This window comes from Plantibacter sp. MPB07, assembly GCF_046619465.1.
GTDB classification, from domain to species: domain Bacteria; phylum Actinomycetota; class Actinomycetes; order Actinomycetales; family Microbacteriaceae; genus Plantibacter; species Plantibacter auratus.
The window spans coordinates 856,254-869,246 of the sequence record NZ_CP177043.1 but is presented as its reverse complement, the minus strand read 5'-3'; the positions used below and the strand labels follow the sequence as shown (position 1 = coordinate 869,246).

9 protein-coding genes are annotated in these 12,993 nt (G+C 69.1%); 3 read left to right on the top strand and 6 right to left on the bottom strand.

Features of this window, described 5'->3' with window-relative positions; translation table 11 throughout:
- Positions 1-66 precede the first annotated feature (66 nt).
- The 6 genes from leuS to ACLIME_RS04095 all read right to left on the bottom strand — a co-directional run bounded on the left by leuS (position 67) and on the right by ACLIME_RS04095 (position 9,911).
- Positions 67-2,628 carry a leucine--tRNA ligase gene (leuS, locus tag ACLIME_RS04120; protein ID WP_085510711.1) on the bottom strand — a complete coding sequence of 854 codons (2,562 nt, stop codon included), beginning with the start codon at positions 2,626-2,628 and terminating at the stop codon, positions 67-69.
- A gap of 116 nt (positions 2,629-2,744) precedes the next feature.
- Entirely contained in the window at positions 2,745-4,097 is a 1,353-nt protein-coding gene (locus ACLIME_RS04115; protein WP_411558258.1) for an anthranilate synthase component I family protein, read from the bottom strand.
- A complete protein-coding gene (gene cydC, locus ACLIME_RS04110; RefSeq protein ID WP_411558257.1) occupies positions 4,097-5,767 on the bottom strand; it encodes a thiol reductant ABC exporter subunit CydC in 1,671 nt (556 codons plus the stop codon). The genes ACLIME_RS04115 and cydC overlap by 1 nt, the downstream gene beginning before the upstream one ends.
- Positions 5,760-7,466 (bottom strand): thiol reductant ABC exporter subunit CydD, encoded by a 1,707-nt coding sequence (gene cydD, locus ACLIME_RS04105; RefSeq protein ID WP_411558256.1) that lies wholly within the window; start codon positions 7,464-7,466, stop codon positions 5,760-5,762. Before cydD ends, cydC begins: the two co-directional genes overlap by 8 nt.
- 9 nt (positions 7,467-7,475) lie before the next feature.
- Positions 7,476-8,480, bottom strand: a complete 1,005-nt coding sequence (gene cydB, locus ACLIME_RS04100) for a cytochrome d ubiquinol oxidase subunit II (RefSeq protein ID WP_064295578.1) — start codon at positions 8,478-8,480, stop codon at positions 7,476-7,478.
- A gap of 9 nt (positions 8,481-8,489) precedes the next feature.
- Positions 8,490-9,911, bottom strand: a complete 1,422-nt coding sequence (locus ACLIME_RS04095) for a cytochrome ubiquinol oxidase subunit I (protein ID WP_079003899.1) — start codon at positions 9,909-9,911, stop codon at positions 8,490-8,492.
- A 201-nt stretch (positions 9,912-10,112) separates the two neighbouring features.
- Here ACLIME_RS04095 and ACLIME_RS04090 point away from each other — a divergent pair, with 201 nt between their 5' ends.
- The 3 genes from ACLIME_RS04090 (at position 10,113) to ACLIME_RS04080 (ending at position 12,941) form a co-directional block, all read left to right on the top strand.
- Complete coding sequence (locus ACLIME_RS04090) at positions 10,113-10,793, top strand: DedA family protein (RefSeq protein ID WP_137241811.1); 681 nt, start codon at positions 10,113-10,115, stop codon at positions 10,791-10,793.
- A 133-nt stretch (positions 10,794-10,926) separates the two neighbouring features.
- Positions 10,927-11,892: an App1 family protein gene (locus ACLIME_RS04085; RefSeq protein WP_079706285.1), complete on the top strand. Its 966-nt coding sequence runs from the start codon at positions 10,927-10,929 to the stop codon at positions 11,890-11,892.
- A gap of 8 nt (positions 11,893-11,900) precedes the next feature.
- Entirely contained in the window at positions 11,901-12,941 is a 1,041-nt protein-coding gene (locus tag ACLIME_RS04080; protein ID WP_079705739.1) for an FUSC family protein, read from the top strand.
- Positions 12,942-12,993 lie beyond the last annotated feature (52 nt).

Below are 12,993 nucleotides of genomic sequence, written 5' to 3'. Positions count from 1 at the left end.
TCGATGGTCGTGCCCGAGCGCGACGAGCGCGTTCGGGGCAGGCCACCGGGCCCGCCCCGAACCGCATCAACCCTTCGTGGCGATGCTCACCACGCGCGGGGCACGCACCACGACGTTGACGATCTCGCGATCACCCACGGAACGCTGCACCGCCGCACTCGCGCGTGCGAGCTGCTCGAGCTCCTCGCCGGAGATCTTCGGCGACACCTCGAGCCGGTCGCGGACCTTGCCGTCGACCTGGACCACCGCGGTCACCTGGTCCTCGACCAGCAGCGACCGGTCGGCCTTCCGCCACGGCACCAGCGAGATCGACGGCTGGTAGCCGAGCTTGGCCCACATGTCCTCGGCGGTGAACGGTGCGAAGAGGTCGAGCGCCATGGCCGTCACCTCGGCGGACTCGCGCACGGCGGGGTCGCCAGCGCCGGGCCCGGCGTCGATCGCCTTCCGCGTCGCGTTGACGAGCTCCATGAGCCGTGCCACGACGACGTTGAACTTGCCCGCCTCGATGAGCCCGGGAGCCTCCGCGAGGAAATGATGCGTGACCTTCCGCAGCTTCTCGTCGCCGTCCTTCCAGGCGACGTCGGGCGAGCTGGTGACGTCGTGCGCGACCCGCCAGGCGCGAGCCAGGAACTTGGCCGAACCGGCCGGCGAGACGTCCGCCCAGTCGATGTCGTCCTCCGGAGGACCGGCGAACGCCATCGTGACGCGCAGGGCATCGGCGCCGTACGATCGCAGCTCCTGGGCGAACTCCACCAGGTTGCCCTTGCTCTTGCTCATCTTCGAACCGTCGAGGATGACCATGCCCTGGTTGAGGAGCGCGCTGAAGGGCTCGGTGAAGCCGACCTTGCCGAGGTCGAACAGGACCTTCGTGATGAACCGCGAGTAGAGCAGGTGCAGGATCGCGTGCTCGACACCGCCGACGTACTGGTCGACCGGGGCCCACTTGTCGGCCTCCTTCGGGTCGAACGCGATCTCGTCGGAGGTCGGGTTCAGGAACCGGAGGAAGTACCACGAGCTGTCGACGAAGGTGTCCATCGTGTCGGAGTCGCGCTTCGCAGGCTTCCCGCACGACGGGCAGTCCACGTTGATCCAGTCCTCAGCCGCCGCGAGCGGGCTCATGCCCTTCGGACGCAGGTCGAGACCCGCGGCATCCGGAAGCCGCACGGGGAGCTGGTCCTCGGGGACCGGCACCTCGCCACAGGCGTCGCAGTGGATGATCGGGATCGGCGTGCCCCAGTAGCGCTGTCGAGAGATGAGCCAGTCGCGGAGGCGGTAGTTCTTCGTCTTCGCGCCGAGGCCGCTCGACGCGAGTGCAGCCGTGACCTTCGGGATCGCGTTCGCCTTGCTCAGGCCGTCGAAGGGGCCGGAGTTCGTCAGGCGACCGTCGCCAGTCAGCGCGACACCCGTCTTGGCGGGATCGATCGACGGGAGGTCCTCCGGCAGCTCACCGTCGACGATGATCGGGATGGCACCGGTGACGGGCTGGGTGGTGTCCACCACGACGCGCACGGGCAGGTCGAACGCCCGCGCGAAGTCGAGGTCGCGCTGGTCGTGCGCAGGGACCGCCATGATCGCCCCGTGACCGTAGTCGGCCAGGACGTAGTCGGCCGCCCAGATCGGCAGGCGCTCGCCACTCAGCGGGTTGATCGCGTAGCGCTCGAGGAAGACGCCGGTCTTCTGGCGGTCGGTCGCGAGCCGCGCGATCTCGCTCTCACCCTTGACGCTGTCGAGGTAGGCCTGGAAGCGCCCCTTGACCTCGTCGGAGGTGTCGGCGACGAGCTCGGCTGCGAGCTCCGAGTCGGGCGCCACGACCATGAACGTCACGCCGTACAGCGTGTCGGGGCGGGTCGTGTACACGGAGACCGGCTCGGCACGACCCTCGATGGAGAACGAGACGTCCGCACCGTTGGATCGACCGATCCAGTTCCGCTGCATGCTGAGGACCTTGGCCGGCCAGGTGCCCTCGAGCTGGTTGAGGTCGTCGATCAGGCGGTCGGCGTAGTCGGTGATGCGGAAGTACCACTGGGTGAGCTTCTTCTTCGTCACCTCGGCGCCGCAGCGCTCGCAGTGTCCGTCGACGACCTGCTCGTTCGCGAGCACGGTCTGGTCGTTCGGGCACCAGTTGACGGGGCTCGCCTTGCGGTACGCGAGGCCCTTCTCGAACAGCTGGAGGAACAGCCACTGGTTCCACCGGTAGTACTCGGGGTCGCTCGTGTGGAGCTCGCGGTCCCAGTCGAACGAGGGGCCGTACTGGCGGAAGCTGGCCTTCTGCTGCGCGATGTTCGCGTAGGTCCACTCGCGCGGGTCGACGCCGCGCTGGATGGCGGCGTTCTCGGCGGGGAGACCGAACGAGTCCCAGCCGATCGGGTGCAGGACGTTGAAGCCCTGGTGACGCCAGTACCGCGCGACGATGTCGCCGAAGCCGAACGCCTCGGCGTGACCCATGTGCAGGTCGCCCGAGGGGTACGGGAACATGTCGAGCACGTACTTGCGCGGACGTTTGTCGGCAGGGTCGCCTGCTGCGAAGGGCTTCAGCTCGTCCCAGACGGGAAGCCACTTCTCCTGGATCGCCTGGAAGTCGTACCGCTCGCCGTCTCGGCGGTCGTCGGTGTTGCGCTCGTCTGACACGTCACTCTCAATCACTGCAGGTGCTGGGGGTGGAATCCCGTGGGTTGCTCGCACGGCGCTCGGCCGCAGGATGGACGGGCTGGAGCGCACGACGGCGCTCCGTCCAACGGTCAAGCCTACCGGGATTCGGCAGGCGGACGTCCGACGCCGAGTGCCGCCAGCGGGGCCGCCGCCTTGGTCCACGTCTCCTCGAGCTCCTCCCGGGCGTCGGACAGCGCCGTGATGCCACCACCCGTGCCGATCGACGCACCGTGCGGATCGATCACGATCGAGCGGATGACCATGGCGAGGTCCATCGATCCGTCCGCGGACAGCAGGCCGAAGGCGCCGGCGTACACCCCGCGCGGGCCCGCTTCGAGGTCGTACAGCAGTTCCATCGCCCGACGTTTCGGGGCCCCGGTCATCGATCCGGCCGGGAATGCGACCTCGACGACGTCGAGCGCGCCCAGCCCTGCGCGCAACCGTCCTTCGACGGTGCTGACGAGTTGGTGCACCTGCGGGTAGCTCTCGACGTGATGGAGAGCCGTGACCGCCACGGAACCCAGCTCGCAGACTCTGGAGAGGTCGTTCCGCATCAGATCGACGATCATGAGGTTCTCCGCGCGCTCCTTGGGACTCGCCAGCAGATCGGCGCGCTGGCGGGCGTCCTCCTCGGGATCGGCACCTCTCGGCCGGGTCCCCTTGATCGGCTTCGTCCGGACGCGGCCGTCGGCCCAGACCTCGAGGAACTGCTCCGGTGACGCGCTCGCGACACTGATCGAACCGAACCGGAGGAAGCCGCCGTGGTGCGTGGGGCTCGTCCTGCGCAGCCGCAGATAGGTCGCGAACGGGACGTGGATCCCGTCGACGCGCAGGTGGTTCGTCAGGCACAGCTGGTAGGCGTCCCCACGGGTGATGTGCTCCTGGCACCGCTCGACGAGCCGCACGTATGCGGCATCGCTGTGACGGGGCGCGCAGAACCCGCCGGCCGCCTCGGCCACGGGAGGAGGCTCGGTCGCCCTACTCAATCGCTCGACGGTCGTCGCGATCCAGTCGGGATCGTCCGACGAGATCGTCACCGTCCGCGCCGCATGGTCGAACCGCACCTGGTCGTCGAGGCGCAGGAAGAGCGCGTCCGGGGAGGCCGCCGCGTGCGACGGAACCCCGACGAGCCCTGCCCCCGACTCGTAGCCGAACCACCCGACCCAATCGCCCGGGTCGCCCTCCGCACGCACGGTACGGAGGGCGTCGAGGATCGTCGTCCGGTCGACCGTGGCGGACACCGGGGTGACGCGCTCCACCGTGCCGAGCCGGACGTCCGCGACGAGGCGTTCGGTCCCGCGTCCGATGAGACTGACGCCGGTCCGGGAGCCCTGGCCCGAATCCAACCAGGCCGCCCAGGGTTCGTCAGCGAACACGCGTCGGTAGACGTCCTCGGGCTCGGACCAGGCAGGGAGGACGACCTGCCGGCGTGCTCCGGTGGATCGCATCAGCCGACGGCCGCGATCGGCGGCGCGATGATCCGGAGGCGACCGGTCACGAGGCTGTCGGGGACCGGCGTGTGGGAGATCACGATGACCGCACGACCCTCGGATCCCGCGACACCGAGCAGGTCCTCGAGCAGGGCGGTCGCGCGCTCGGGATCGACGTTGGCGGTCGGCTCGTCGAGCACGAGCACGGGGAACTCGCGGAGGAGCGCACGGGCGAGGGCGATGCGTTGCGCCTGCCCTCCGGAGACGAGCGCGCCGTGCTCCCCCACCGGGCGGTCGAGTCCGCCGCGTTCGGCGAGCCAGGACGAGAGCCCGACCCGCTCCAGCACGGCCTCGAGTTCAGCGTCGTCGGCCGTGTCCCTGGCGAAGAGGAGGTTCTGGCGGATGTCGGCGTCGAAGAGGAACGGACGCTGCTCGACGAGCCCGACCGACTCGCGCAGCGTGTCCGGGCGGAGGTCGCGTGCCTCGACGCCGCCGACGCGGTACCCACCCTCGTACTCGAGGAAGCGGACGAGGGCGTGCGCCAGGGTGGTCTTTCCGGCTCCGCTGTCGCCTTCGACGAGCAGCCGGTCGCCGGCCGACAGCCGGAAGCTGATCGGTGCGAGCGCCGCCGTCGTACTCCCGGGCCACCGCGCGCTGAGGTGCTCCGCCTCGAGCATGACGCCGTCGAAGGTCGGCGTGAGGATGCTGCCGGTGTCCTCGTCCGGGATCTCGTCGGGTCGATCGCTCGGGACCGCGTCCGCCACGCGCTCGGCGCTCGCGACCGCCTCCCGCCAAGCCCCGAACGCGAGGGGCACCATCGCGCAGACCTCGAACACGGCGAGCGGGACGAGGACGATCACGGTGAGCGCGGGGCCGCCGATCGTTCCCAGCGCCGGCATGCCTGCCCACAGCGCCGCGACGACGGACGCCCCGGAAGCCAGGGAGAGGACGGCGCCGGCAACCCCGGCGCCCGCGGCCCGCCGCACCATCGCACGTGTGAGTGCCGCGTCGGCATGTTCGATCCGTGCCCGTGCGGCGCCGACCGCGCCGTAAGCGGTCAGCACGTCGAGCCCGGTCACGAGTTCGAGCAGGGCTTCTGACAGCGCACCGCGCAGCGGCGCGAGTTCGCGTTCGGCGCGCGCCGCCAGCCGACTCACGAGCAACCACGAGACGAGGAACGCCGCGACGAGGCAGACCGCGAGCGCGATCCCGGCGGCCGGGAGCAGCACGGTCGTGAGGATGACGGAGGCTCCGGCGACGACACCCGAGACCACCAGTGGTTGGACGACCCGCAACGGCACGTTCTGCAGCTCGTCCACATCGGTCACCAGGCGGGTGAGGAGGTCGCCCCGGCCGGTCAGCTGCAGTCCGTCGGGAGCCACCGGGATGACGCGTTCGATCATGCCGGCGCGCAGCTGCGCCAATTGACGGAATGCAGCATCGTGGCTCAGCAGGCGTTCGAGGTACCGGAAGGACGCCCGGGCCAGCGCGAACGCGCGCACCCCGACGACGGCGACACCCAGCTCGACGATCGAGGGCTGCTCGGCGGCCTTCGTGATGAGGAACGCGCTCGAAGCGAGGAGGGCGACGGCGGCCCCCGCGGAGAGGATGCCGGCCAAGAGTCCAGGGACGAAGCGGCGCGCCGGCGGCTGCGCCAGTCGGATGATCTGTCGGACGCGCTCATCCATGGAGCATCACCTCGTCGTCCTGGACGCGTTCCGACCGCTGGCGGATCTCGAGCACGGCATCCGCGTGTTCGACGATCGACGGTCGATGGGTGATGACGATGACGGCCGCCCCGGCCCGAGCGGCGTCGCGCGCGGCGTCGATGACGAGAGCCTCGGACGCGGCGTCGAGCGCCGAGCTCGGTTCGTCGAGCAGCAGCACCGGCGTTCCGGCATCCGCCGGGGTGCGCCGCAGCCGGTACAGGGCTCTCGCGATCGCGATCCGTTGCGCCTGTCCACCGCTCACGCCGTCGCCGACTGCGCCGATGGGGTGTCCGAGTGGCAGCGCGGACAGCCCGAGTGCTGACAACGCCTCGACGATGAGCACCTCGTCGGGTGCGTCATCGCCCAGCGCGACGTTGCTGCCGACCGTCCCCGCGATGAGGACCGGACGCTGCGGCGCCCACGACAGCCAGCGTCGTCCACCAGGCGTGGGCGACATGCGTCCTCCGTCGTGCAGGATCGATCCGGTGGCGTCCACGAATCCGAGGATCGCCGACGCCATGCTCGTCTTCCCGGCTCCGCTGGCGCCGACGACAGCCGTCACCACGCCGGCCGGGAACGTCGCGTCGAGGTCGTCCAACACCCGCAGCTCGTCGTATTGCACCCCGAGACCGTCGAGCACCAGGCCAGACGTCCGGCGAACGGAGTCGCCTGCTGTCGCCGGTGCGCCGAGCTGATCAGGAACGGACGGGGATTCGCGGACGGCCTTCGCCTCATCGAGGATCTCGAAGACCTCGTCGGCGGCGGTGACCCCCTCCGCGGCAGCGTGGTAGTTCGCGCCGACGTTCCGCAGTGGCAGGAAGGCCTCCGGGGCCAGGATCAGGACGAAGAGCCCCGTTCCGAGGAGGAGCGAGCCGTCGAGGAGCCGGAGGCCGATGCCGACCGCGACCACGGCGACGGCGAGACTCGACAGCAGTTCGAGGGCGAAGCCGCTCACGAACGAGAACCGCAGGACCTTCATGGTCTCGACGCGGTACTCCTCGGTGACGGTTCGGACCCGCTGCACCTGCCGGTGCTGCCGACCGAACAGCTTGAGGGTCGCCATGCCCGCGACGAGCTCGAGGAACCCGCGCGACAGATGGGCCAGGGTCTCCCACTGGCGCCGCTGCACCGCCTGGGTCGCGAATCCGATGAGGATCATGAAGACGGGGATCAGCGGGAGTGTCACGATGACCGTGATGCCGCTGAGCGGGTCCTGGATGAAGATCACCGCAGCGATGATCGGCATGGCGATCGCCGTGAGGATGAGCTGCGGGACATAGCGACCGAAGTACGCGTCCAGGGCGTCGAGCCCGCGGCCCGCCACGGTCGTCAGTGCCGCGGAGCTCCGACGCGAGACCCAACCCGGCCCGAGCGTCTCGAACGCGCCCGCGAGGGCCCGCCGCAACTGACTGCGGACGATCGCGGAGCCACGGGCGTTCACCGAGTCGGATGCCAGGACGGTCCCGGCACGCAGCACCACGATGCCGATCAGCAGCCAGAGCGACGGCAGGAGCTCCTCGACCGGATCCCCCGCGATCGACCGGGACACGAGCTGGGCCACGAACCAGGCGAACCCGAGCGTGCAGGCGGTCTGGACGAGCGCGATGACCGCGCCGAGTCCGAGGACCGACCGGGCTCCGCGGGCATAGCGGAGCAGTCGCGGATCGAGGGGGCGCACGATGACAGGTTAGTGCGCGGCGGCTTCGATGTGCTTCCGCGTGATGCGCTTGCGGAACACCCAGTACGTCCATCCCTGGTAGGCGAGGATCAGCGGCAGGAAGATCAGGGCGGTCCACGACATCACCGTGAGGGTGTACTCCGTCGAGGAGGCGTTCGCGATCGTCAGGCTGTTCGCCGGGTCGTTGCTCGCCGGCATCACCGCTGGGAAGAGCGCGGTGAACAGGGTGAGCACGGCCGCCGCGACGGTCACGGCCATGAGCGCGAACGCACGGCCTTCCAGCCCACGGCTGTTCGCGAACCAGGCGCTGATGAGCGAGACCGCTGCGATGGCCGCGAGGATCAACACCGGGAGCGAGAAGTGCGCCAGGACGGTCCACCCGAGGAACGACGCGGCGAGCAGGATGGCGACGAGCCCGGCGCGGCTCGCGAGGCGGCGGGCGCGCTCGCGGATGTCGCCCTCGGTCTTCAGCGAGGCGAACACGGCTCCGTGGGCGAAGAAGAGCACGAGCGTCGTGAGACCGCCGAGGATGCCGTACGGGTTGAGCAGGGTGAAGAGCGTGCCGGTGAAGTTGTGGTCGGCATCGAGCGGGACACCTTGGACGATGTTCGCGAAGGCGACGCCCCAGAGGAAGGCCGGCAGGGCCGAGCCCACGATGATCATGAGGTCGAAGCGCCGTTTCCAGGAGGCTTCCGGCCGCTGGTGCCGGTACTCGAACGACACCCCTCTGATGATGAGCGCGAGGAGGATGAACAACAGCGGGAGGTAGAAGCCGCTGAACAGGGTCGCGTACCACTCGGGGAAGGCGGCGAAGAGGCTCGCACCGGCGACGATCAGCCAGGTCTCGTTGAGGTCCCAGACCGGCCCGATGGTGTTGATGAGCATCCGGCGGTCGGTCTCGTCCTTCCCGAGGAAGGGGATCGTCATGCCGACGCCGAAGTCGAAGCCGTCGAGGACGAAGTAGCCGACGAACAGTGCGGCGATGATCCAGAACCAGAGAATCGTGAGGTCCATGATGTGCTCCTAGTAGACCGTGGTCGCGGGGGCGGCGGGCTTCTGCACGCCGTCCTCGTCGGGTTCGGACAGCTCGATCGGGTCGGGCCCGGCCTTGATCGTCTTCTTCAGGAGACCGAACTCGACGACGAGCAGCGATCCGTAGACGACGGTGAAGGCGATCAACGAGATCAGGACGTCGAGGCCGGTGGTGTTCGGCGAGACCGCGTCCTCCGTCTTCAACAGGCTGAAGACGATCCACGGCTGGCGGCCCATCTCGGTGAAGACCCAGCCCATGGTCATGGCGAGGAACGGCATCGGGACCGCCCAGACCGCGACGCGCCACATCCAGCGCTTCGGCTCGCGGCCCTTGCGGGTGAACCAGAGACCGGCTGCCGCGACGAGCATCGAGGCGAGGCCGAGGCCGATCATCCAGCGGAACGCCCAGTAGGTGACCCAGATGACGGGCGAGTAGTCGCCCGGACCGTAGAGCTGGGTGTACTGCGCCTGCAGGTCGTTGATGCCCTCCACCGTGCCGTCGAAGGTGTGGGTCGAGAGGAACGACAGGAGGTACGGGATGCGGATCGAGAAGAGCTCGTGGACACCGTCGGGTGTGCCGAGGGTGAAGATCGAGAACGAGGCGTCGGCACCGCTCGCCGTGTTGTACATCGCCTCCGCAGCCGCCATCTTCATCGGCTGGGTCTCGACCATGGCGAGGCTGAGCTGGTCGCCGGCGAGCATCGTGGCACCACCCGCGAGGAGCATGCTCCACGCACCGACCTTGAGCGCCGGGCGCATCGCCTCGACGTGCTGGCCCCGGGCGAGGTGCCAGGCCGCAGCGGTGATGATGACGGCTGCGGAGACCATGAAGCACGCGAAGATCGTGTGCGGGAAGGCGGCCAGGGCGACCTTGTTGGTCAGCAGCTCCCAGATGTTCGTGAGCTCGGCGCGGCCTCGCTCCTCGTTGATCCGGAAGGCGACCGGGTTCTGCATGAAGGCGTTCGCCGCGATGATGAAGTAGGCCGACAGCACGGTGCCGAGTGCCACGATCCAGATGGTGGCGAGGTGCAGCTTCGGTGACAGCTTGTCCCAGCCGAAGATCCAGAGTCCGATGAACGTCGCCTCGAGGAAGAACGCGAGCAGGCCCTCGAGTGCCAGCGGCGCGCCGAAGACGTCGCCGACGAACCTGGAGTAGGTGGACCAGTTCATGCCGAACTGGAACTCCTGGACGATGCCCGTCACGACGCCCATGGCGAAGTTGATGAGGAAGATCTTCCCGAAGAACCGCGTGAGCTGCAGGTAGTGCAGCTTGCCGGTCCGGACCCACGCGGTCTGGAACCCGGCGACCGTCACGGCCATGCCGATGGTCAGCGGCACGAAGATGAAGTGGTAGACGGTGGTGAGGCCGAACTGCCAGCGGGACAGCAGTAGCGGGTCGAGTAGGTCGTTCACGATGAACACTCCATTTTTCGCGGCATCCAGGGAAGGCGGCGCAGGTGCGGCCCGATCGGGGTGGTCATCCCCGTGGCTTCGATCCATGTCGTCGACACCAATCGTACCCGAATTCGCGCCTGTGGTCAGACCACACATCCAAGGGTGTCCTAACAGGGGTTTCGGAGCCCGTCCCACACCTGCCGCACTAGGCTTCGATCCGTGAACGACGTGCTCGGCTGGCTCCTCGACCTGGTGCAGAGCGTCGACCCCGTGACGCGCACGATCCTCGCCGGCGTCGGCATCATGCTCGAGACCTCGGTCCTCGTCGGCCTCGTCGTCCCGGGCGACACGGTCGTCATCGTCGCCAGCACCGCCGTCGTCGGACCCGTCCAGTGGATCTCGATGATCCTCGTCGTCATCACCGGAGCGCTCATCGGCGAGTCCGTCGGGTTCGCGCTCGGCCGCTGGTTCGGCCCGCGCATCCGTGCCAGCAGACTCGGCCGCCGCATCGGCGAGCGGCACTGGGCCCGTGCTGAGCGCTATCTCGACCGGCGGGGCGGCATCGCCGTCTTCATCTCGCGATTCCTCCCGGTCCTGCACTCACTCATCCCCCTCACGGTCGGGATGAGCACGATGAGCTACCGACGCTTCATCTCCTGGACGCTGCCTGCCTGCGTCATCTGGTCCTCGGCCTACGTCTCCGTCGGCGCACTGGCCGCGGGCAGCTATCGCGAGCTGTCGGACCGCCTCCATTGGGCGGGCTACGTCTTCGTCGGCATCATCGTCGTCTTCGCCGTCGTGGTCCTCGTCGTGAAGCGACTCCTCCAGCGGAGCGAGGAGCGACACATGCTGGCCCAGGAGGACGCGACACCACCCGACGACGGCTCGACGCCCCAGTAGCAGACGACCGTCATCGCCGCGAGACGGCGGGCCGGACGCACCGGCATGACAGACTGAACGCGTGAAGGCATCCGACGATCGTCCAACGGCCTCCTCCGACGCCGCCGAGCAGATCCGGCACTTCGCCGCACGGATGGAGGACGCCGTCCAGTTGCGCCGCCAGCGTCGTGCGAGGCGGCACGGACGCGAGGCGGCGGTCATCCCCTTCACCGGCTACGGATCGACGTCCTGGATCCGTGTCCTGGCCAGGGTCGTCCTGGCTGAACCGGGCAAGACCACCGTCCAACCGCAGCAGAAGGTTCGCGGCTGGAAGAGCTTCTTCGCGCTGAGCATCGCCGACCCGACGGTCGAGGTGGAGGTCGACGGACAGCGTCACACGGTCACGGGCGACCGAGGCGGAGTGGTCGACGCGGTGGTCCAGGTGTCACTCACCCCCGGCTGGCACACCCTCCGCCTGAGTTCGGAGGGCAGCGACCCGGTCGAAGCGCCGGTCTTCATCGTCGCCGACGACATCGAGTTCGGCATCGTGTCCGACATCGACGACACGGTGATGGTGACGGCGCTCCCCCGCCCACTCGTCGCGGCCTGGAACACCTTCGTCCTCGACGAGCACGCCAGGACACCGGTGCCCGGCATGGCGGTCTTCCTCGAGCGCACGGCCCGCGAACACCCGGGGTCCCCGATCATCTACCTCTCCACCGGCGCCTGGAACGTCGCCCCGACGCTGACCCGGTTCCTCTCGCGCAACCTCTACCCCGCCGGCGCCCTCCTCCTCACCGACTGGGGTCCGACGCACGACCGCTTCTTCCGCAGCGGTCGCGAGCACAAGCGCAACAACCTCGACCGGTTCGCCGAGGACTTCCCGCGTCTGCGGTGGCTGCTCGTCGGCGACGACGGACAGCACGACGAAGCCCTCTACCGGAGCTTCGAGGAACGCCACCCCGACCGCGTCGCCGCCGTGGCGATCCGTCAGCTCTCCCCCGGTGAGGCGGTCCTCGCCGGTGGGCGCTCGAAGGTCGGTGCGCAGCACGAGGGCGCCCCCTGGGTCTACGCGGGGAACGGCGCAGAACTGCTCGACCAGCTCCACGACAAGCTCTGACGGCACCGATGTCCGTCGTCCCCGTCCTGCGCATCAGATCGCGGCTGCCCCTGCTCCAGGTGCTGAAGACGGCGCTGGCCGCCGTCGCGTCCTGGATCGTCGCGATCACGATCATCCCGGGCCAGCTCCCGGTCTTCGCCGCCATCGCGGCGATCCTCGTGGTGCAGCCGAGCGTCAACCAGTCGTTCGGGAAGGCGCTCGAGCGCAGCCTCGGGGTCATCACGGGCGTCATCCTCGCGACGGCCATCGGGATCGTCTTCGGACACTCCGCCTGGATCGTGCTCCTGGCCATCGTCATCTCCATCCTGCTCGGGTGGGTCCTCCGCCTCGGGCCCGGATCCGCCAACCAGATCCCGATCAGCGCGATGCTGGTGCTGTCGATCGGCGCTGCGACCCCGGACTACGCGGTCGCGCGGATCGTCGAGACCGTGCTCGGCGCAGGCATCGGACTCCTCGTCAACGTCGTCCTCGTCGCACCGGTCCTCCTCGCTCCCGCGAAGGAGGCGGTGACCACCCTCGCGCTCGCGTGCGCCGACACCCTGGACCATCTCGCCACCTCACTCACGCGTGCGAACTCGGACGCGGAGCTCGTGGCGCTGCTCCAGGAGGCCCGGGCGTTGAAGCCCCTGCGAGACCGGGCGATCGCCGCGGTGAAGGAAGGCGATGACAGCCTGCTGCTCAACCCTCGTCGATCGAGGCACCGTGACGAGCTCGACCGTCAGCGCCTGCTGCTGCGTCGACTGGAGCCGGTCGTCACGAGGACGCTGGGCATGGCGCGCTCGGTGCACGATCACGACGACCCGACCCTGCATGAGGAGCCGACGGTGGCGGACATCGCCGTCGAGCTGACGCGGGCGGCCCACGATCTCAGGCTGCTGGTGAACGGTCGTGCCGCGTCCGACGAGCCGCCGACCGAGACCGCGGAGATCCCGGCGCTGACCGCTCCCCTCGTGATCGCCCGCCCGCACCCCCAGCACTGGATCCTCATCGGATCACTCATGGAGGACCTCCGTCGCGTGCGCGACGAGATCGTCGGCGAGCCGACCTGAGTCGGCCGGATACACGAAGGGCCGGTGGAGCGATGCTCCACCGGCCCTTCGA

Excerpts from the sequence above, each read along its gene's own strand:
- ACLIME_RS04115 (WP_411558258.1), bottom strand. The coding sequence starts at position 4,097 with ATGCGATCCACCGGAGCACGCCGGCAGGTCGTCCTCCCTGCCTGGTCC.
- cydC (WP_411558257.1), bottom strand. The coding sequence starts at position 5,767 with ATGGATGAGCGCGTCCGACAGATCATCCGACTGGCGCAGCCGCCGGCG.
- cydB (WP_064295578.1), bottom strand. The coding sequence starts at position 8,480 with ATGGACCTCACGATTCTCTGGTTCTGGATCATCGCCGCACTGTTCGTC.
- ACLIME_RS04085 (WP_079706285.1), top strand. The coding sequence starts at position 10,927 with ATGGAGGACGCCGTCCAGTTGCGCCGCCAGCGTCGTGCGAGGCGGCAC.
- ACLIME_RS04080 (WP_079705739.1), top strand. The coding sequence starts at position 11,901 with ATGTCCGTCGTCCCCGTCCTGCGCATCAGATCGCGGCTGCCCCTGCTC.